Here is a 20,803-nt window from a genome sequence, read left to right as displayed (position 1 = left end):
ACGCTTTCGCTTGTTCTCAAGCCAGTCGGACGCCGGAGACGGCATCGAACGCCAAGAGGCCCAGATCTACCAGGTCAAGTCCCACCACATCGCCAGCACTATATCGGCCAGCGACGTCGGTATCGACGATCAGGCGCATTTCTGACTCCTCGTTTTTGACCGTCACCATTGATTTAAGGCCGAGCGGTTCGATGTCGAAAACTCTGGCTTTGATCGGCGCTTGTCCTGACGGCAACAATTTCAAATGCTCCGGGCGAATGCCGATCTCGAATGGGCCGCCGGCTTTGGGAAGCGCATTTCGCAGCTTTTTCAGTCCGGCGAACGACGCTCCGGCAACCTGGATCGACCCTAGGATTCCGGGTTCATAAACTGCCTTCATCAGATTGATTTCCGGCGCGCCAACAAATCGCGCCACCTCGCGGTCTACGGGGTCGTCATATAACGACTGAGCCGTCGCGATCTGCACGACGCGACCAGCCCGCAACATGACGACAGTATCGGCGACCGCCATCGCTTCGGCGAAATCCGGGGTGGCAAGCAGGAATGTTGCGCCTAGGTCGCGTTGCAATCGCTTGAGCTCGGCGCGCAATTCGATCCGTAACATCGCGTCAAGGCTGGACAAAGGCTCGTCCAGCAGGAAAAGACCTGGCTTGCGGATCAGCGCCCGTCCCAGTGCTACCCGCTGCCGCTCTCCACCGCTCATGGTCTTGGGCAGGCGATTGAGCACGTGAGCTATCCGCAACGTGCTTGAGACTTCCGCCACCCGCTGTTCGATCTCTGCCTTCGCCGTACCGCGAATCGTCAGCGAGCTGGCGATGTTGGCAAATCCCGTCTTGTTCGGGTAAAGGGCGAGATTGTCGAAGATCATCGCGATATCTCGATCCTTCGGTTCGAGCCCCGTCACATTGCGCCCGCGCATCACTACTCGGCCGGCATTCGGTCGATCGACCCCCGCGATCAAGCGAAGTGTGGTGGTCTTGCCAGCACCTGCCGATCCCAGCAGAACCGTCAACGACCCCTCGGGAATCGCAAAACCGAGATCGCAGACGGCTGCCTTGTCTCCAAAGGCTTTGCAAAGTCCACGGACTTCGAGCGCCGCTGGAGCAAGCATGGAGTCAATCCGCAAGGGCTTCAAACCGGCCTCCCTCAAGACGCAAGCCGGCGGCCAGTTTCGCCGCTGAAGAAGACGAACGATGAAGGGGCAGCCAAGAGGCCTATGTCCGCACCTACCTGAGGCCGCTCGACGGTAGGGACTACGGCCTTAAGCGAAACGGCGCCGGATTCAACGGTCACGACAGCTTCCGGCCCACGCGGCTCGACAACCGCTACCTTTCCCGAGATAGTGGCATCGTGGGCAGCCGCGAGTGTCAGGGATTCCGGTCTCAAGCCGAGAATGATCGGCCGACCGACGTAATCGGAAACGGACGCCTCGCTTGAAGAAAGCCCGATAAAGAGCCCGTCACGCCTGAAACCCAGCGACGTGCCATCTCCAATGATCTCGCCGCGAAGGAGATTCATCGGTGGTGAGCCCATGAACCCTGCGACGAAGACGTGATCCGGTTTCTTGCAGATCACCGAGGTCCGCTCGATTTGCTGCAGCTTTCCCGCATTCATCACCGCAATTCGGTCCGCCAGGGATAGTGCCTCAATCTGATCGTGGGTCACATAGATGATTGTGAGCCCAATCTCCGATTGCAAACGCCTAAGTTCCCGGCGCATTGCGAGGCGTGCGGATGCCTCCAGGTTCGACAAGGGTTCGTCGAGCAGCAGGATGGCCGGCTTGGTCACCAGCGTCCGACCGATCGCTACTCTCTGCAATTCAGATCCGCCGAGCTCAGAAGCCGATAGGTTGAGGCTATTGCTCATACCCAGCAGTTCGGCGACCTCGTGGACCGCCTTGGCGATTTCGGCCTTGGGTCGACCACGAATGACCAGACCAAACGCCAGATTTTCGAACACTGTCATGTGGGTGAAGACGGCGTAGTCCTGAAACACCAGACCCACATTGCGCTTGCCGGGAGGAATACCGATGACCGAACGGCCGTCGATTCGGATATCGCCCGAGGTTGGCTGCTCCAAGCCAACAATCATATTGAGCGTCGTCGATTTGCCACAGCCGGAGGGCCCGAGAAGGGCGACGGTCTCGCCGGCCTCGACGGCGAAGTCGATGCCGTCCACAGCCACGAGGGATTCGTCACCGAATAATTTTCGTAGGTTGACGATTTCAAGCTTCGGAAGGGTCATCGCTTCACCGCGCCAAACGTCATCCCCCGCGCCAGATGCGACTGGATGAGCAGGCCCGCTAAAATCAGAGGAACCATCGCGAGAACGGCAAGCGCCGCCTGAACGCCGTAGAGCGTTCCCGCCGTCGCGGTGACATATCGAGCAAGCTGAACCGGGATCGTCGTCACGTTGGAATAAGAAAGGACCAGCGCGAACATAAATTCCGACCAGTTCAAAATGAAGATGAACAAAGTCGTCGCCAACAGGCCGCCCCGGATCAGTGGAATGGTGACAAAAATATACGCCATCAGCCGAGACCGCCCGTCAATCATGGCCGCTTCTTCGATTTCACGAGGCAGGTCATCGACGAAGCTCTTCAGCATCCAAGTCGAAAACGGCAGCGTACCGGCAACGTAGATCGCGATCAGTCCCCGGTACGTGTCGATCAATCCCACGTTCGAGTAGATAATAACGAATGGCACCGCGATCGCCGCTGGCGGAAACATCCGTCCCGACAAGATAATCAAAGGGGTCGCCTTTCCCCCATTCGCGTACCGGGATATGCCGATAGCCGCGCAAAGGCCTATCACCACCGATAGAACCGTTCCGGCAACCGAGGCGAGAAGCGACCCGAACACTGAATTTGTCGCGGACTGACTTACGCCGCCAACGCCATAGGCGCGGATCGCGTCCGGGTCGAACAGCGTCTTGAAATTGACCAGGGTGGGATGCGATGGAACCCAGATCGCGGGCGAGGCGTTCCAATCCGTCGGCGGCTTGATCGCGGTCATGACGATCCAGAACACGGGAAACAGACTGATAATCAGTGCGCCGAACAATACGAAAGCCAGCGGCCAAGTGAGCTTGCGCCCCGTCATCGCCTCGCCTCCAGTAGTTGGTTGCGGATCGGCGCAAGCAACAAGTGGATCAAGACAAGGGTGCCGAGAAGAACGAGAAATGCCGCCGCGGCACCGTAGGCAAGTTGGAAGTCGGCGAACGCGAGCTTGTAGATGTAGAGGCTAATAGTCTCGGTCGACGTGCCCGGCCCCCCACGCGTCAACATGAATACCTCGTCGAACAGTTTTACGATCTCCATCGCTCGAATGACAAAAGCGACGATGATGACCGGCTTGAGCATCGGCAGCACGATCCGCCAGAACACCTGACGCGGCGTGGCCCCGAGGATAACAGCGGCACGCACCGGATTTTCCGGTATTGCGTTGAGCCCGGACAACAGGATCAGAAAGAATAACGGCGTCCAATGCCAGACTTCCGTGATGATAACCGCCGAGATGGCGAGCGGCGTGCTCCTGAACCATTGCGGCCCAGCCCCTGATCCAAAGACCAGCATCAGCAACTGATTGATCGGGCCGTTCGACTGGAACAGCATCCAGAAGGTATAGCCGACCACAACGGGGAGGATCATCATCGGCGTCAGAAACGCTGAAAACAGGATTGCCTTGCCCCTGAATTCGCGGAGAAACAACACCGCCAACGAAAGGCCCAATACGAATTCAAGCGCCAAGCAGACCGTCGAGATAAGTAAAGTGCGCACCACGGCCTCAACGAACCGCGTGTCGTAAACCAGCAATTCCTTGTAATTGTCGAACCCCACTAGCGTCGCCTGCAATAACGAACCGTGGGTCGGCGTCCAGTCGGTGAAGCTCATGTAAAAGGCGACGGCAAGCGGAACGACCAGCACTAATAGCGAGACAATCTGGCCGGGAAGCATCAAAAGCTGTCCAAGCCGGTTGCAAGGCAGGCTGCCGCGCGCCGAGGGCACCTCCTGCACGTCCTCTCGCGCCAGGTCCGAACTGCCCGATGATACCCGCAACTCGCTCAAATCGTTCACCGCGTCAGATCCGGATAACGTTCACCGGCGCAAAACGGCACCGATGAACATCGTTGATGAAAACTCAGCTCCACTTGCTTGCGCCACTCGCTTTTCTGATCGGCTCAGCGAGATTCTTTGTGAGCGCCAGCCAGGACTGCTTCACCTTGTCCTTGCCGATACGGCGGGTAATGCGGTCAAACGCTCGTGAAGCGTCGTCCAACGCTACCTTGGGCTTCTTGTCGCCCGTCATGCAGGCATGCACCTCCTTGTCGAGTGCATCCTGGTATTCGAATCCGCCCGGCAGACAGAAGTCTGGCACGGTGTTGACCATGTTGTCGTACAGGGTCTGCAGGTATTCCGGCGAATACGCGTCCTTCAACCGCTGCGTGGGTGCCAGCATGTGGTTCTTGCGGTAGGGATCGGAATAGCCGCCGAGATACGGAATAGCGTCCGCCGAGATGGTCGGCGACGTCATCCACTGGGCGTAGGCGTAAGCGAGTTCAGGATTTGCGGAATATTTGGAGACCGCGTAGCCATAGCCCCAGCAGAACAAACCGGCGTAGAGCAGACTGCCGTCCTTGAGTTTGTCAGCCGGCATGACCGTGGCCGCAATTTTGCCTGTGGTGGCCGGTCCGGTTGACGGCGCCTTCGAATATTTGAAGCCCGACGGCCAGACGATGTTCATGAAACCCTCGCCACGGCCGAACGCATTGTAGTTCGACGACCAGATGAAGCTGAACGCATCGGGATGGAGATACTGATTGATTGCTAGCATATCTTCCAGGGCGGCGAGACCTTCATCCGAATTGAACGTCGGATTCATATCCTGGTCGAAGTACAGCCGTCCCTTCGAGATCAGCCGCTGCATGAACATCCACTTGACATAGTAGCGCGACCGATATTCCAGACTGCCGTAGAACTTGTTGGCGGGGTCATGCATGAATTGTGCAAGATTGTAGTACTCACCCCACGTCTTCGGTACGCTAAGCGGATAGCCGAATTTGTCGGCAAACGCTTTCATTTTGGTCGGATTCTTCAGGTGATCGTCCCGGCACAGCAGCGTGATCTGATCACCGTCATTCAGAAGTCCGGCGACGCGACCGTTGTAGAGCTGGGCATGATGGCTGGCGGGAAAGACGACTCCCCATTCCTTATCGAAGATCTCGGGGTTGTGCTTCTCGACCCAGTCTGTGAGATCGAAAATGACGCCGGAGTCGATCCAGTCCGGATAGGACATCGCGGTCGGCATCATCACGTCGTAGCGGCCGGTCTTGGCTACCGCCTCCTGCATGCCCTTGGTATGAACGACTTCATCGGGCTCCTCGATGAACTCCAGCGTGATGCCAAGCTCGTTCTTCCACTTCTCGACGTATGGCGTCATGTTGCCGATCGAACCGGTCGGGATCAACAAGGTCAGCGTCTTCTTGGTTGCCTTCGCGGCCGCCTCCCTGGCGAGCGCCCACGCCCTCTCTTCCGATCCGCCAATGGCCGCGAACGCCTTCGACGCTCCGAGCGGCGACTGCAGTACGGCGTTCGCGACAAACGTCGAGACACCAAGCATGGTCAGAGAACGCACGAAACTACGTCGATCGATTTCGCCGGCCTCATACTTTCCAATCGTAGTTTTGATCTCATCAATGTTGCGGTTCATGTCGTCCCCTGCCGATAGACTTCCGATGGTGGTTTGCACAACTTAGTGGCAACATGCTCAAGTCATCACGCATCCCGGCGAATGCGCGCATTTGATCATCCCGGCCGAAACACTTTCAGCCGAACAATCGCGACCCTAGACACCTGTCGGATGGCTCTCCATCAAAGCGAAACGAGTTGCTTCCGACCGGCCCTTAGCTCATCTTGTGAAATTAACGGTATGCGAAACATCCGGCAGCGAGCAGAACCATTTTGATTTTAAGATTGGTACCAATCAATTTGTGCTCGCGGCTGACGGAAGCACGATCGACCCGATTGATGCGCTGGGATTTTCTTGATGTCTAAGACAGCAGTCACCGGATCATTGATCGGATTTCAATTGGAAGACGGCTCTGCTCTTCCAAAGTATCAGCAGATCGCCGACCACCTGCGCGGTGCTATTGAGAGCGGGCGCATACCGGCGGGCATCAAGTTGCCGTCGACGCGCGTTTTCGCCGAGGAGATCGGCGTGTCGCGCAACGTGATCTTGCAGGCTTTCGATCGGCTCATCGACGAGGGCTTCTTGTCCAGCCGTATTGGCGACGGGACTTATGTACTCGAGCCCACTGGCAGGCCTGGTCGGTCGCCGCTCGAAAGCAAGTCGTCATCAACCGTGGGAGAACGATATCCGTTCAGATCGTTGTCACGCAGGGGCAAGAGCCTTACAGCGTCGGCCACGGATGCTTTCCCGGAACGTCCGACGACATTCATGCCGGACCTTCCGGATCTGCGCGAATTTCCAATCAAAACCTGGCTACGCCTGCTAAACGAGACGTCGGGTCGGCTTCGCGGTGAGATTCTCGCCGATACATCCAATGCCGGCTACGAGCCCCTGCGGCGGGCTATTGCGCGGCATCTCAACATCTTCCGTGGTATGACCTGCACCTATGAGCAGATCATTATCACCACGGGTTCTCAGCAGAGTCTTGATCTGGTCAGCCGCATGCTGTTCGACCCCGGCGATCCAGTTTGGCTCGAAGAACCCGGTTATGTCGGCACCCGTTCGATATTTAGGGCCAATGGCGCTTCGCTGTGTCCAGTCGAGGTCGATGCCCAAGGCCTCTGCGTCGAAGAGGCACTTGCAAAACACCCTTCGCCGCGCCTGATTTTTACGTCGTCTTCGCGTCACTATCCCTTGGGCGCAACGCTTTCGCTCCAGCGACGCTCCGCCCTCATCGAACTTGCGAGCCGTTGCGGCGCCTGGATCGTCGAAGATGATTACGATAACGAATTTCGCTATGCCGGTCACACGCCCACCTCGATCCACGGGCTGGACAGCGGACAACGCACCATCCATCTGGGGACGTTCTCGAAGATTCTTCTTCCGTCATTCCGCTTAGGCTACGTCGTGGTGCCGCCGGACCTTGCCGAGCCCTTTGCCAAGGCGCGGGCCGTGGTCGATCGCCACGCCTCGCTCATTGAGCAAATGGTCCTTTCGGAATTCATGCATCGTGGTCTGTTCGTCGCCCATATCCGACGGATGCGAAGCCTTTATAGAGCGCGCCAGGTTAGGCTGATTGGTGGACTAAGCGATATTTTCGAGAATAGGCTTCGTCTCTCTTCAACCGACACCGGTATGCATGTCATCATACCGCTCGACCATACCGCTGACGATCAGGAGATTGCGCGCAAAGCTATGGACTATGGCGTTGTGCTCCGTCCGTTGTCACCCTACTACGCAGGTCGAACGAAGCGGCAGGGGCTTCTGCTTGGCTTTTCAGCCTACAACGTTGACGAAATTGAACAGGGACTCGCGCGCTTGTCCAAACTAAGAACGACAATAGATCCCGTGCTTGCGAATTTATAGTGAGCTTGGCACCAATTGGCCCCGTTCATTTTTTGTAAATGGCTCCAAGAGGCGGATTTTGTTTTAGGTATATCAATTTCGCGGGAATCGGCCCGTGATGGCGGTGTAGAACAACATGAATGCGAGCAATGAGACTTCCAAGCCCGTGGAACCACCGAGCGAGCGGACACGACTGAAGAGGTATCATTGGTTGGCCAAGTACGACCGAGATACGATCAATGCGATTATCGACGCCGGTATCGTCTGCCAGATCGGTTATGTGATCGATTCGATGCCCTATGTGACGCCGACCAATCACTGGCGTATCGATGACTATATTTATTGGCACGGCTCCTCTGCCAGTCGGATGCTGAAAGCACATCAGGAAGGCATTCCAGTCTGCTTTAGCGTCACGCATTTGGATGGGATCGTCTTCTCCCGCGCGGCATTCAACCACAACGTCAATTTTCGTTCAGTGATGGCGTTCGGGAAGGCTGAATTCTGTGAGGACAAGGTCAAGCGTCATGCACTCGAGGTCTTTACCGACAGGCTGGCACCTGGTCTTTGGGACTATGCCCGCAAGCCGGCCGAGCAGGAATGGAAGGCGACCAAGCTCATCCGAATGAAGCTAGACGAGGTATCGGCCAAGGTCAGCGACGGCCTTCCCGACGAGGAGCCGGAAGACTACGCCTCCGATCGGTGGGCCGGATCAGTCGGGCTGCGGCTGGTACAGCTTCCGCCCCTTCCGGATCCAAAGCTGCGGGAAGGTATCGAGCTGCCAAGCTTCATTAAGAATTTTCGCTATCTAAAATAAGCCCTGCCTTTTGGGCGGAAGATCAAAGGCAAATTTCCACAATCGCTAACTACAAGGATCGAGCCAACTTGAGAACGGCGTGAGCCACTTTCACGCCAGTCCGGGTAATCCGTATTGGAGACCACGGCCTAACGACAGGAGAACGAGTTGGCCTCTCGAGGCTAATTTGAGCCGCCCCTTTGAAGCATTCGTTTTAGGAACTTCACGACTGCCGGAGACGACCGGCACCAGCGATTTTTGGCAGCACGAAGTCACGCCCCTCCCAGGATCGAGACTAGCCGGCGCAACCATGCATCGAATCTTCCAAAGGTTTGTGGACCGACTATCAAGCTCTCCAAGTCCAGATGTTCTTCACCAAATCATGGACGAAGCTGCGACGGCGCTTGGCCTTTCGTGTTTCGCATACCTTTCAGTGCCACAGCGCCCAAGCGCCGAGGCCCACCTCATTTCGAACTATCCCTCAGCTTGGACCACCCAATATTTGAAAAGCCACTACGAGCGCTTCGACCCCGTAATCACTCGAGCTCTCGGTCATCCTGAACCCTTCGAGTGGGGTCTCGAAATAGGCTCGATGGCCCGATCCAAGGCGGAGCGCGAGTTATTTGAGGAAGCGGCCAAATTTGGCATCCGCCACGGATTCACGGTTCCAATTCATGATTATCGTGGTCCGGTGGCCGCTGTGACCTTTGCCGCCAACGACCGGCTTCCGCAGTTCGAACGCTCGATTAATGAGCACGCGAAGGCCCTTCAGCTTATGGCGATGTATTTCCATGCCCATGCCCGCCGCCGGATCGAATCTAGACAGATGATCCATGCGGTATCGTTGTCACCGCGCGAACTGGAATGCCTTGAATGGGCCGCCCAAGGCAAATCAGCCTGGGAGATCGGGCGTATTCTAGGCATTTCTCGGCATACCGCAGCCACTCATCTCGATAACGTCAAGACTAAGTTCGGTGTTCGGACCATCATTCAGGCTGTCGCCCGCTTCATGGCATCAAGATCGACTATTAAGTAACTTCTGCGCTTAATCACATCCCGCAGTTGCGGGAGGTGTGCCGCTTCATGGCTTCGTCTTCAATCCCGGAAGTTCAGCAATCGGGGACGCAACAATGATGCAGCTCATTACATCAAACTACTACGGTCAATTTACCGACGACCTCGGGGAAATGCACCGCCTGCGATACCGGGTGTTCAAAAATCGACTCGACTGGGACGTCCAGATCAGCGGAGATATGGAGGTCGACGGATTCGACGCCCTTCATCCCGCCTATTTGTTGCAAAGAGCCGATGACGGACGCATTCAAGGTTGCGTCCGTCTGCTCCCGTCAACTGGCCCCACCATGCTGCGCGATACGTTTCCCGTGCTGCTGGATGGGACGCACGCTCCCGTCAGTCAGACGATCTGGGAGAGCAGTCGCTTCGCGCTCGATATTCGCCCTGATGCGCCAAAGGCCAATCACGGTCTCGCCAGCGCGACCTACGAGCTTTTTGCGGGCATGATCGAATTCGGGCTGGCGCGGCAACTCACCGATATCGTTACGGTGACCGATGCTCGCATGGAAAGAATCCTGAGGCGTGCGGGGTGGCCTTTACGGCGGATCGGAACACCTCGCCACCTCGGCAATACGCTAGCTGTTGCTGGCTACCTTGAGATTTCGTTTCAGGCATTAGTGCGTGTGCAGACCGCTGGCGGCCTGCGCGGACCCGCGTTGTGGGCTCCAGTCGCGTTCATGGCTGCTTGAGACACTTTTGTAGAGCCTCCGCGAGTGCTCCTGGCGATGTCTGCACGCAGACGTCCCGCATTGTCCCCTTCCCGAGTTATCGAACATCAAAACACGGCGGAGAGAACCATGGCAAACGACACCCGGCGACCTGACGCCAGACCGCCGGCTGTTGATCTACAGCAGTTGCGCTTTGCTGTGACCGCGGCGGATATTGGTAGCTTTCGGCAAGCTGCAGATGCCTTGCGGCTTCGTCAATCGCAGCTGAGCCGATGTATCCGCCAGCTTGAACACTCGATTGGTGTAGTCGTATTCGAGCGATCGAGCGGTGGCGTGAAGCCGACCCCAGGGGGGCGCGAGTTTCTCAGGACGGCGAGAATAATTTTAGAGCAAGTCGATACGCTCGTGGCCTGCGCAAAAACAACTGAGCGCGGCCAGGCCGGCAAATTGGTGGTGGGCTTTTGTACCTCTCTCTCGACGGGCAATCTGCGTGAGACTCTGCTCGATTTCAAAGTACAGTTTCCAAATGTCGAACTCGTCACTGTCGAACGATCGCGAACGCGCCTGACGACAGCGCTACGAAACGGAACACTTGACATCCTTGTCGTGACCGGCGCTCCGCCTCTTCTGGAGAATCAGACCCTTCCGCTGTGGAGCGAGCAAATCATGGTCGCCTTGCCAGAGGATCATCCCTTGACAACACGAGACGTCGTTTTGTGGACCGATCTTCGGGATCAAACAGTTTTGCTGAGCCAATATGACCCCGGACACGAACTTGAGGACGTCCTGATTTCTAAGCTCCCTTTGCCTGGGGACAGGCCTCAGATAGAGCGCCACGACGTCAGTGGGGGCATCATCAAGAGCCTAATCAGCATGAGGTTTGGGATCGGCCTGGTGATGGAATCCGATATCGGCGCCCGCTTTGCCGGTCTGGTTTATCGCGAATTGCGCGACGGGATACAGCCGAGCTACCTAAGCTTTTCGGCACATTGGCGAAACGACAACGAGAACGCTGCCCTTCAAGGCTTTCTGAAATTGCTTACCGAACGTTACCCCTCTCTAGTTTCTGACGAATGAGCCGCACGACGCCATTTCGAAAATCCCCGATCCGTCGCCATAAATCGCGTCAACATGGGCGCAATCAGCTTTGACGGATCATTGACTGGCTCGCCGGTTTCACGAGCGAGGGCTCCTGCGTAGGCGACGAGATCTCGATGCACGGCAGCCGGCAGTTCAATGGTGACTCTGACGGGCTTGTCATTGGGAAGCGCCCCAATCTTAAGCTTGGCCATCTTCATTCCTCACCCTCTGTAAGGCTCGAATACCAGGTCACGATTGACGATCACGCGAACCGGAAATCCTGGCCTGATCGTTAGCGTTGGCTGGATGTTGAGATTGCGTTGAACGATCTTCTGGCCTGTTTGATTCAAGCTATCGCTCGATCCGCGGCGAAGAGCTTGAATGATGTCACCGTTGTTGCCGGTGTCGGAGCCGGCTCCCACTTCGCTGCCGACAGCCAGCAGCGTCGAAAGGGCTGCAGCCTTGAACAGCTCGCCCCAATGGTTGTCGACATCATCTTCCAACCCTGAATATCCTGCCGCATCCGCGCCAGGCTGTCGCTCCAGGACGATCGAACGGCCGTTCGGCATGATCAAGCGTGTCCAAACTAGAAGTACGCGTGACTGACCGAACGCGATCTGACTGTCATAAGTTCCGATCAAACGAGCTCCCTGCGGGACAAGCAGCAAGCGACCGGAGGGCGTGTCATAGACATTTTCGGTCACCTGCGCCGTAATTTGTCCGGGGAGATCCGACCGGATGCCGGTAATGAGAGCCCCCGGAATAACGGTCCCTGCCTGAACCACATACGGAGAAGCTGGTTTCACGACGCGGTCTGGGCTTGTGGTACGGCGATCAACCGATGCATTGACGAAGGCAAGTTTGCGATCCTGGCCGTTCTGCGCAAAGCCGTCGTCAGCTCCCGGCACCGATGATGAGGCGACTCGGTCCACGCTCGAAGCCTGCGCTGCAGCGGGCGTCGTCTCGCGAACATTGGTGGAGGCGAACAGATGGCTCACACGCGCGGCTTCGATCTCCTGGTCGCGGCGCTGCTGCTCCTGATCGAAGCCCGTCGTGGTCGTGTTTGGCAGCTGCCCCTGAGCGGCAAGGATTGGCCGGCCGAGATCACCAGGAAGCGGTGGGCCCAGCGAGGGCACCTGACGCGGAACGCCAGCATAGTCCCGCGGCAATCCGGCGAGGCCATCAGCGACGTTATGGTGATCGGTGCTGTAGAGTTCGTCCGGCGCGGGTCCGCGCGGGCGGTTGTTTTGGAGAGCCCAAACCACGGCACCCCCAACAAGAACCAATGCAACGGCGGTCCCTCCCGCCAGGACCCTACGGGACAGCCGCGTGACGCGCGGATGATCTGCCCTTAACCGGAACCCGTGCGCCAATTCTTCCGACCTGTTCGGCTCGCCGGGCTGATCGCTACCGTCATTGCTCTGAGCTGTGCTCATGACGACCTCCCATCGGTCCGGACAATCCGGACTTTCTGCTGATGCTCGCCACCGAGCCGCAACTCCGCGGCCGCAAAAAGCCGGTCGACAATGAGGACGTTGCCATAGGCGCGGTAGTTCACAATCTCAGTCTTGCCATCATGGCCAATGACGAAGAGAGGCGGCATCTCGCCTTGAACGATGCCCTGCGGGAACTCGATATAGACCTTGCGTCCATCGTCATAAGCGGTCAGCGGCCGCCAGGGCGGCCCGTCGCCCTCAATGGCATAGCGGAAACGACGCTGCGTCGGATCTGGTAGCACCGGGGTCAAAGCCACGGGCCGCACCCTGCCCGGCCGGTCCTCCGGATAGAACCAGGCGACTGAAGGCATATAGGGCTTTTCGCGGGCGCGTAACTCGATCAGGTAGGTGCGCCGATCGGTGTTGACGACAAGATTGGTTTCGATCGAAGCGCGAGTCGGCTTCACCAGGATATGGACGCGGCGGGTATCTCCGTTGCCACTTTCCGTATCGCCGACCACCCAACGAACGGTGTCGCCTGCCGCGACAGGACCCGATCCCGTGAGTTGTTCGCCCTCCTCGAGCGCGATATCGGTGATTTGTCCGGGCGCGGCATAAATCTGGTACAGCGCACCAGGGCTGTAGGCGTAGACCTGCGCCGCGTTAAAGTATCCCTTCTTGCGCGGTTCGACACGCGCCGCACTGTTCGCGGTCTCAACCCGGCTCACCGGCTCAGTCTCCTCCTTGCTACCAGACTTACCGCCTAGGGCCGGCTTCCAGAGTGGCGGGACATGAAGCGGCCGCAGCTTGTCGTCGGCAGGCACGGGCGGCGGAGGCAATGGCGGAACATCACTGTCGTAGCTGATCTCCGGCGGCGTGAACGTGGAGCAACCACCCAAAGCCGAAGCGCAGAGCAGCTGTGCCAGAAGTATCGCCTTTCGGAACGCCAGACCATCTGATCTGAATGAGACGGAACGACTGCATGAAGCCCGGCGCAGGGAAGTCCTATTGCGAAATAACGTATTCACTGCCCAAGCTCCTTCGACCAGTTGATGGCGTGGACGTAGACACCGAGGGGGTTCTTGCGCAGCCGATCGGCATCGCGCGGCGTCTCGATCACGACGGTGAGAATGGCAGTCCAGCGCTCGGTCGAACTGAGAGATCCGTTGTCGTAGGCGCGCTGAACCCACGCCACTCGAAAACTCTCCATCGACGCGCGAATAACGCTGGATACCTCGACCGAGACCTGCACTTTGCCGAGCCTGGCAAAGGGATCGTTGGTTCGGGCGTAGTCATTAAGAGCGGCAGCACCACGATCGGTCGTAAAGTCGTAGGCGCGCAGCCAATTCTGACGCAACACGATGGCGTCAGCCGGGAGGCCCCGGACATCCTCGATGAATCGCGCCAGGTGGTAGGCGATCTGCGGGTCAGTCGGCTGGTAGTCCGTATTGGCCGGAGCCACTCGTTGTGCTTGGCCAAGACGATCGACCTCGACCACCCAGGGCGTGATCGTGCCTTGGGTCGATTGCCAGACAAGACTGCCGGCGAGACCCGTCGAGAGCGCGAGGCATCCGAATGCCATCAATCGCCAGTTTTTTGCCTGCACGCGGGCTGACCCGATACGGTCGTCCCAGACTTGCGCTGCTTTTTGATAGGGAGTGACCGGCTCGGGCGTGCGGCCGTAGTGAACAGATGGACGTTTAAACATCAGCGGTTTCCTTCAGAGAGATCGATCGATGCGCCGCCACCGCCATGGTCGCCGGAGCGAACTGCATGGGTGACGGCTGATGCGCCATGGCTGACGGTCTGGGCACGCTTCATGCGCCGCGCCCAATCGGGCGGACCATCCGGCGCGGTGTTCCCGGTCTCGGCGCCCGCGCGCGCTGTGGTTGGCGCCTGCCCAGCCGATTGAGCGCTGATACTGAGAGTTGCCGCGGCCCGGCGCAGCGGACTTGCCACTGCCGAGAGCCCGGCATCGGCGACACCACTGAGACCGCCACTGCGATAAGCCGCGGACGCACTGCTTGCGAGCGTGGCACCACCTCGTGCAGCTCCCGCCATCGCTCCCCCGGCCAGCCCGGCTCCGCCCGCAGCGAGACCAGCGCCTGCGACAACAATGCCGCCGGCAGCAATGCCCGTTCCGACCGCGGCACCCGCGCCGAGCTGAGGTCCGCCGGACACCAATCCGTTGGCGATCCCAGGACCAAAAATGCCGAGACCGAGCAGCGTCAATGCCGCGAGCACCAGCGCCATAGCGTCTTCGATGGTCGGCTGCCCGCCGTTGAACCCGGACGTGAACTGAGAGAACAGTGTCGAGCCGATGCCAACAATGACGGCCAGGACCAGGACTTTGATGCCCGACGAGACGACATTGCCGAGCACACGCTCAGCCGCAAATGCGGTCTTTCCGAACAAACCAAAGGGGATCAGCACGAAGCCGGCGAGTGTCGTCAGCTTGAACTCGATGAGAGTCACGAAGAGCTGGATCGCCAGAATGAAGAAGGCGAGCAGCACCACGACCCAGGCGAACAGCAAAACGACGATCTGGACGAAATTTTCGAAAAAACTGATGTATCCCATCAGACCTGAGATCGAGTCGAGGATCGGCCGGCCGGCATCGAGGCCAACTTGGGCAATCCGCCCTGGCCGCAAAAAATCTGCGGATGACAGGCCTGTGCCGGAGGCTTTGAGCCCGAGACCGGCAAAGCTCTCGAACACGATACGAGCGAGATTATTCCAGTTGCCGATCAGGTAGGCGAAGACACCGACGAACAGACTCTTTTTGACGAGCCGTGCGATCAGATCGTCGTCCGTCCCCCAGCTCCAGAACAAAGCCGCAAGCGTAATGTCGATGGCAGCCAAAGTCGTTGCAAGAAAGCCAACTTCGCTGCCCAGTAGGCCGAAGCCAGAATCGATATAGCGGGTATAGGTATCGAGGAACTGATCGATCACGCCGGTGCCGGTCATGGCTTACTCGCTCTCCGGGAGGGCCACCGCTGGATAACCGTGCGGCATCCGGCTCTGATCCTTTGGCGGCAACTCAGACGGTTGGCCGGAGAGCGCATCACTGCCAGCGGGAGCCGTCGCACTTCCCTTCTGACCGAAAAACCGACGTCGGTTCTCAGCCCAGATTCGGCGGCAATCGTCGTAGGTTGCTATTTGCTCCTTCGTGACGGTTCGGCAGCGCGCGAGGCTGGAGGCGAGCGTGCCCGTGGTTTGTGCGCCCCCCGAATTCGACGCCGTTTCGTCGCCACCGCCGCGAAGCTGGATAGCGCATGCCGTCATCACCAGCATCACGGATGCGGATGCTGCGACAACTGGCAGTCGTTTGAACCTGCTGAACGCACTCATCAATGAAACATCTGCACGTTTGAAGATTGATAGCCTTGGCCCGGGGTCAGAAACCGCCGCAGTTGCTCGCGGCCCTGATCCTGCGCCGCCGCGCGTTGAGCCGATTCAAGATTTTGCGCCCTGCCTTGCGCTGCGACCGTCGCCGTGAGATCGGCGAGTTGCTGAGCCTGAAGAGCAAGGATCTGGTTGCCGGCCTGCGTCGCCTGCAGGGCGCCGCTTGCGCCTTGGCTCGATGTTACGAGCGCCGACATCTGGGTGCGGTTGGTGTCGAGGTTGCCGACAACGCCGGCCTGCACACGCAAGGAGTCCTGCAGCGCAGCGACCGAGTTCTGCCAACGCGATTGCGCGTTGGTGATAAGTGCTTGATTGGATTGGCTGCTCGTCGCGGGCGCATAATTGGTCGAGAATGCGCGGTCGATCTGCTGTACGTCATAGGCAATGCGCTGGGCCTGAGCGAGCAGTTGCTGGGTACGTTGGATCGACGATTGAAGTTGTTGTAGCGACGAGTATGGCAGGCTCGCCAGATTCTTCGCCTGATTGATCAGCATCTGCGCCTGGTTTTGCAGCGACGTAATCTGATTGTTGATCTGCTGTAGCTCACGCGCCGCCGTCAGGACATTCTGGACATAGTTGTTCGGATCGAAGACGATCCACTGCGCTGATGCCGGCGACACAGCAGCAAGCGACAATGCGACAGCGCTCGCCGCCGCAAGAACGCAAAGACGCCTCATAACGATGGCTCCAGATTGCTCAGATTGGGGATCAGATCAGTGGCCCACGATGCGTCGCGGTGTCGGAGCCAGGCGGGCACGAAGCCGTCGCGGCCGTGTTCTGCGAGCATGCGTTCGATTGCCGCCTGATCGGTCTTGGAAGAGGCCGCCGTAAAAGCGAGCGCGACTTCGCCCAGACCCAACTCGAACATCCGATTGCCGCGGCGGGACTGGCAGTAGTAGTCGCGCTTCGGTGTTGCCCGGCTCAGAAGCTCGATCTGCCGATCGTTGAGACCAAAGCGGCGATAGATCGCCGTGATCTGCGGCTCGATCGCGCGTTCGTTCGGCAGCAATATGCGGGTCAGACAGCTCTCAATGATGGCGGGCGCAATCGCCGAACCATCGATGTCCGAGAGCGACTGCGTGGCGAAGATGACGGAGGCGTTCTTTTTGCGCAACGTCTTCAGCCATTCGCGCAATTGCCCGGCAAAGTCCTCGTCATCAAGCGCGAGCCAGCCTTCGTCGACGATGAGCAGGGTAGGTCGGCCGTCGAGACGGTCTCCAATCCGATGAAAGAGATAGGCAAGTACCGCGGGTGCGGCGCCGGTACCGATCAATCCTTCGGTCTCAAAGGCCTGAACCGATGCTTCGCCGAGGCGCTCGAGTTCGGCATCCAGCAACCGGCCGTAGGGCCCGCCGAGGCAATAAGGTTGCAGGGCCCGCTTCAGCGCGCTCGACTGGAGCAACACCGACAAGCCTGTCAGCGTGCGCTCCTGGATCGGAGCCGAAGCCAATGACGTCAAGGCGGACCACAGATGGTCCTTGGCCTCCGGCGTGATCTCGATTTTTTCCCGCGCCAGAATCGCGGCGATCCATTCGGTCGCCCAGCCCCGCTCGGATGCGTCGTCGATCCAGGCCAGCGGCTGCAGCGCGACTACCTCTGACGCATCGTCCGACAGCGCGCCCCCGAGGTCGTGCCAGTCGCCACCCATGGCGATAGCGGCGGCCCGGATTGATCCGCCAAAATCGAAGGCAAAGATCTGCGAACCCGGATAGCGGCGAAACTGCAACGCCATCAGAGCCAGCAGCACCGATTTACCAGCGCCGGTCGGGCCAACCACCAGCGTATGCCCAACGTCACCGACGTGGAGAGAAAATCGGAACGGAGTCGAACCCTCGGCTTTTCCGAACAACAAAGGCGGTGCCGCGAAGTGATAGTCCCTGACCTCACCGGCCCAGACCGCCGATAGCGGAATCATATGGGCCAGGTTGAGGGTCGAGACCGGTGGTTGCCGGACATTGGCATAGGCATGTCCCGGCAAACTGCCGAGCCAGGCTTCGACAGCATTCACCGTCTCAGTCATCGAGGTGAAGTCGCGACCCTGGATCGTCTTTTCGACCAGACGCAGCTTCTCATCGGCCACACGCGGGTCGACATCCCATACGGTGACGGTCGCCGTGACATAGGCTTCACCGATCTGGTCGGATCCCAGTTCCTGGAGCGCGGCATCGGCGTCCATCGCTTTGTTGTGGGCGTCCGTGTCGAGCAGCGTCGACGCCTCGTTCGTCATCACCTCTTTGAGGATGGCAGCGATCGACTTCCTCTTGGCAAACCATTGCCGGCGGATCTTCGTCAGCAATTTCGTGGCATCCGTCTTGTCGAGCATGATTGCGCGCGTCGACCATCGATACGGGAATGCCAGGCGGTTCAATTCGTCGAGTATTCCGGGCGTCGTCACGGTCGGAAACCCGACGACAGTGAGAACGCGCAGATGCGACGCACCCACTATCGGTTCAAGGCCGCCGGTCAGTGGCTGATCTGCCAGCAGCGCATCGAGATACATCGGGATCTCGGGCACCCGAACGCGGTGGCCCTTCGTCGACACACAGGAATGCAGATAGGTCAGTGTCTCCGGGTCATCGAGCCAGGCGCATTCGGGCATAATGCCCTCGACCAGCTGCAGCACCCGATCGGTGCGGTCGACGAATCCGCGCAACACTTCGCGGGCGTCGGCGTTCTCGGTCCGATCGCGGCCCTCATACAGAAACCGTTCCGCCCGCGCGGCGTCCTCGGCCGGCGGCAAATAAAGGAATGTGAGGAAATAGCTCGACTCATAGTGAGCTCCCGCCTCCTCGAACTGGGCTTTCCGCTCGGCGTCGACCAAGGCTGACGCCACATCCGGAAACGTGCTTGCCGGATATCGGAATGCAGCATGGCGCTGAGCCTCGACAAAAACGGCCCAGCCGGAGCCAAGACGGCGCAAGGCGCTGTTGAGGCGGCCAGCGACGGCGACAAGTTCGGCCGGGACTGCGCTGTCGAGATCCGGTCCGCGGAACCTTGCGGTACGCTGGAACGAACCGTCTTTGTTGAGGACGACGCCCTCCCCGACCAATGCGGCCCAGGGCAGGAAGTCCGCGAGGCGGGTGTTTGAGCGGCGGTATTCGGCAAGATTCATCATGATCGAAAGCTCAAATGCTGAGATGACCGGGAATGCGCAGATGACGGCGCACCACATCGACGAAGGCGGGATCACGCCTGGCAGCCCAAACCGCGGCCGCATGGCCGATCGCCCAGAGTAGGAGACCTGCGATCCAGAGCCGCAGACCAAGACCAAGCGCGGCTGCGAGCGTGCCGTTGACGATGGCGACCGCCCGGGGCGCGCCACCCATGAGGATCGGCTCGGTCAGCGCGCGATGCACGGGCGCGACAAAGCCAGCGACCGGCTCCTCCATCAGATCAAGACCCCGCCGCCGAACGAAAAGAATGACAAAAAGAAGCTCGACGCGGCGAAGGCGATCGAAAGGCCGAACACGATCTGGATCAACCGGCGAAAACCACCGGAAGAGTCACCGAAGGCGAGCGTGAGACCCGTGACGATGATGATGATCACCGCGATGATTTTGGCGACTGGCCCCTCGACCGATTGCAGGATCTGATTGAGCGGCTGCTCCCACGGCATATTGGAGCCGGCAGCCCAAGCCGGAGCGCCGCCCGTGAAGAGAACCATGCCTGATGCCGTGAGCGACATGGCACGTAGAGAAAGCGACGATCGAGGTCTCATGTTAGTCTCCTGCTGGTAAAAGGCTGTAGTCGCCGGCTGGTCCAAGCCCGGTGACGCGGGCGAGTTCGGTGAGACGACGATCCGCGCCGCGGCCGGCAAGCACGGCAACGATGTTGATGGTTTCTGCAATCAGAGCGCGCGGAACGGTGATGACCGCTTCCTGGATGAGTTGCTCCAACCGGCGCAGTGCGCCGAGCGCCGTACCGGCATGAATGGTGCCGATGCCACCGGGGTGACCGGTACCCCAGGCCTTGAGGAGATCTAGCGCTTCGGCACCGCGCACCTCGCCGATGGGGATGCGGTCTGGTCGCAGACGAAGTGATGACCGCACGAGATCTGACAGTGAGACCACGCCGTCCTTCGTGCGTAAGGCCACGAGGTTAGGCGCCTTGCACTGCAGCTCGCGCGTATCCTCGATCAGCACTACGCGGTCAGAGGTTTTGGCGACTTCCGCAAGAAGGGCGTTAGTCAACGTCGTCTTGCCGGTGGAGGTACCGCCAGCGACCAGAATGTTGCTGCGTACCGCGACGGCGCTACGCAAGGCCTCAGCCTGCTCCGAGGTCATGATGCCGGTGGCGACGTAGTCGTCGAGCGTGAAGACGGCGACTGCTGGCTTGCGGATAGCAAAGGCCGGGGCCGCGACCACTGGCGGCAGCAGACCTTCGAAGCGCTCGCCGGTCTCGGGCAGTTCAGCGGAAACGCGCGGCGCACCAGCATGCACTTCGGCACCGACGTGGTGTGCCACCAGCCGAACGATGCGCTCTCCATCAGCGGCCGAGAGGCTCTCTCCCGTGTCGGTCAAGCCGCTCGACAGCCGATCAATCCACAACCGGCCATCGGGGTTGAGCATCACCTCGACGATCGAGGCGTCCTCCAGGTATCGCGCAATGGCGGGTCCGAGTGCGCTGCGGAGCATGCGCGCGCTGCGCGAGATCGCCTCTGCTTGAGCCGAATGAATTGCCACTGCCGCCCCCACCAATGAGGCCGCTCAAGAAGCGCCCTCAGATGGGGATGAATAGAAAAGGCAGGAATTGGTTCGACGCAACAACGCTCGCAAGGCGATCGTGGATTGGCGTAGAAAGAGAAAGACTAGGTGA

21 protein-coding genes are annotated in these 20,803 nt (G+C 59.2%); 5 read left to right on the top strand and 16 right to left on the bottom strand.

Features of this window, described 5'->3' with window-relative positions; translation table 11 throughout:
• Positions 1–16 precede the first annotated feature (16 nt).
• The 5 genes from OC450_RS05450 to OC450_RS05430 all read right to left on the bottom strand — a co-directional run bounded on the left by OC450_RS05450 (position 17) and on the right by OC450_RS05430 (position 5,708).
• Entirely contained in the window at positions 17–1,111 is a 1,095-nt protein-coding gene (locus OC450_RS05450) for an ABC transporter ATP-binding protein (RefSeq protein ID WP_262047371.1), read from the bottom strand.
• Positions 1,112–1,146: 35 nt separating this feature from the next.
• Positions 1,147–2,244 carry an ABC transporter ATP-binding protein gene (locus tag OC450_RS05445; RefSeq protein ID WP_262047370.1) on the bottom strand — a complete coding sequence of 366 codons (1,098 nt, stop codon included), beginning with the start codon at positions 2,242–2,244 and terminating at the stop codon, positions 1,147–1,149.
• Positions 2,241–3,101: a carbohydrate ABC transporter permease gene (locus OC450_RS05440; protein WP_262047369.1), complete on the bottom strand. Its 861-nt coding sequence runs from the start codon at positions 3,099–3,101 to the stop codon at positions 2,241–2,243. Before OC450_RS05440 ends, OC450_RS05445 begins: the two co-directional genes overlap by 4 nt.
• On the bottom strand, positions 3,098–4,075 hold the full coding sequence (locus tag OC450_RS05435) for a carbohydrate ABC transporter permease (RefSeq protein ID WP_262047368.1): 978 nt from the start codon (positions 4,073–4,075) through the stop codon (positions 3,098–3,100). Before OC450_RS05435 ends, OC450_RS05440 begins: the two co-directional genes overlap by 4 nt.
• 64 nt (positions 4,076–4,139) lie before the next feature.
• Positions 4,140–5,708: an ABC transporter substrate-binding protein gene (locus OC450_RS05430; RefSeq protein ID WP_262047367.1), complete on the bottom strand. Its 1,569-nt coding sequence runs from the start codon at positions 5,706–5,708 to the stop codon at positions 4,140–4,142.
• 336 nt (positions 5,709–6,044) lie between these two features.
• Between OC450_RS05430 and OC450_RS05425 the strand changes: the two genes are divergently transcribed.
• The 5 genes from OC450_RS05425 to OC450_RS05405 all read left to right on the top strand — a co-directional run bounded on the left by OC450_RS05425 (position 6,045) and on the right by OC450_RS05405 (position 11,144).
• Complete coding sequence (locus OC450_RS05425) at positions 6,045–7,553, top strand: PLP-dependent aminotransferase family protein (RefSeq protein ID WP_262047366.1); 1,509 nt, start codon at positions 6,045–6,047, stop codon at positions 7,551–7,553.
• Positions 7,554–7,743: 190 nt separating this feature from the next.
• Positions 7,744–8,346: a pyridoxamine 5'-phosphate oxidase family protein gene (locus tag OC450_RS05420; protein WP_262047365.1), complete on the top strand. Its 603-nt coding sequence runs from the start codon at positions 7,744–7,746 to the stop codon at positions 8,344–8,346.
• Between the two features lie 166 nt (positions 8,347–8,512).
• On the top strand, positions 8,513–9,361 hold the full coding sequence (locus tag OC450_RS05415; protein ID WP_315986374.1) for a LuxR family transcriptional regulator: 849 nt from the start codon (positions 8,513–8,515) through the stop codon (positions 9,359–9,361).
• 94 nt (positions 9,362–9,455) lie between these two features.
• Complete coding sequence (locus tag OC450_RS05410) at positions 9,456–10,088, top strand: acyl-homoserine-lactone synthase (RefSeq protein ID WP_262047364.1); 633 nt, start codon at positions 9,456–9,458, stop codon at positions 10,086–10,088.
• 108 nt (positions 10,089–10,196) lie between these two features.
• Positions 10,197–11,144, top strand: coding sequence for a LysR family transcriptional regulator (locus OC450_RS05405; protein WP_262047363.1), 948 nt, complete (start codon positions 10,197–10,199; stop codon positions 11,142–11,144).
• Here OC450_RS05405 and OC450_RS05400 read toward each other — a convergent pair.
• The 11 genes from OC450_RS05400 to trbB all read right to left on the bottom strand — a co-directional run bounded on the left by OC450_RS05400 (position 11,117) and on the right by trbB (position 20,622).
• On the bottom strand, positions 11,117–11,359 hold the full coding sequence (locus tag OC450_RS05400; protein ID WP_262047362.1) for a DUF2274 domain-containing protein: 243 nt from the start codon (positions 11,357–11,359) through the stop codon (positions 11,117–11,119). The two genes, OC450_RS05405 and OC450_RS05400, sit on opposite strands and share 28 nt — an antisense overlap.
• A 9-nt stretch (positions 11,360–11,368) precedes the next feature.
• Entirely contained in the window at positions 11,369–12,583 is a 1,215-nt protein-coding gene (locus OC450_RS05395; protein ID WP_262047361.1) for a TrbI/VirB10 family protein, read from the bottom strand.
• Positions 12,580–13,533 (bottom strand): P-type conjugative transfer protein TrbG, encoded by a 954-nt coding sequence (trbG, locus tag OC450_RS05390; protein ID WP_262047564.1) that lies wholly within the window; start codon positions 13,531–13,533, stop codon positions 12,580–12,582. Before trbG ends, OC450_RS05395 begins: the two co-directional genes overlap by 4 nt.
• Before the next feature lie 74 nt (positions 13,534–13,607).
• Positions 13,608–14,291 (bottom strand): conjugal transfer protein TrbF, encoded by a 684-nt coding sequence (trbF, locus tag OC450_RS05385; RefSeq protein WP_262047360.1) that lies wholly within the window; start codon positions 14,289–14,291, stop codon positions 13,608–13,610.
• On the bottom strand, positions 14,291–15,550 hold the full coding sequence (trbL, locus tag OC450_RS05380; protein ID WP_262047359.1) for a P-type conjugative transfer protein TrbL: 1,260 nt from the start codon (positions 15,548–15,550) through the stop codon (positions 14,291–14,293). The genes trbF and trbL overlap by 1 nt, the downstream gene beginning before the upstream one ends.
• A 3-nt stretch (positions 15,551–15,553) precedes the next feature.
• On the bottom strand, positions 15,554–15,934 hold the full coding sequence (gene trbK-alt / locus OC450_RS05375) for a putative entry exclusion protein TrbK-alt (protein ID WP_262047358.1): 381 nt from the start codon (positions 15,932–15,934) through the stop codon (positions 15,554–15,556).
• On the bottom strand, positions 15,934–16,665 hold the full coding sequence (gene trbJ / locus OC450_RS05370) for a P-type conjugative transfer protein TrbJ (protein WP_262047357.1): 732 nt from the start codon (positions 16,663–16,665) through the stop codon (positions 15,934–15,936). The genes trbK-alt and trbJ overlap by 1 nt, the downstream gene beginning before the upstream one ends.
• On the bottom strand, positions 16,662–19,103 hold the full coding sequence (gene trbE, locus OC450_RS05365) for a conjugal transfer protein TrbE (protein WP_262047356.1): 2,442 nt from the start codon (positions 19,101–19,103) through the stop codon (positions 16,662–16,664). The genes trbJ and trbE overlap by 4 nt, the downstream gene beginning before the upstream one ends.
• A gap of 10 nt (positions 19,104–19,113) precedes the next feature.
• On the bottom strand, positions 19,114–19,377 hold the full coding sequence (locus tag OC450_RS05360) for a VirB3 family type IV secretion system protein (RefSeq protein WP_262047355.1): 264 nt from the start codon (positions 19,375–19,377) through the stop codon (positions 19,114–19,116).
• Entirely contained in the window at positions 19,377–19,673 is a 297-nt protein-coding gene (locus tag OC450_RS05355) for a TrbC/VirB2 family protein (protein WP_262047563.1), read from the bottom strand. The genes OC450_RS05360 and OC450_RS05355 overlap by 1 nt, the downstream gene beginning before the upstream one ends.
• A gap of 34 nt (positions 19,674–19,707) precedes the next feature.
• The gene (gene trbB / locus OC450_RS05350; protein WP_262047562.1) at positions 19,708–20,622 is read right to left on the bottom strand and encodes a P-type conjugative transfer ATPase TrbB; all 915 of its coding nucleotides are present in this window, start codon (positions 20,620–20,622) and stop codon (positions 19,708–19,710) included.
• Between the last annotated feature and the right edge of the window lie 181 nt (positions 20,623–20,803).

Source organism: Bradyrhizobium sp. Bra78, from assembly GCF_024519855.1.
GTDB classification, from domain to species: Bacteria; Pseudomonadota; Alphaproteobacteria; order Rhizobiales; family Xanthobacteraceae; genus Bradyrhizobium; species Bradyrhizobium japonicum_G.
Note: the sequence above shows the minus strand (reverse complement) of the source record. Positions and strands in the feature narration are given on the sequence as shown.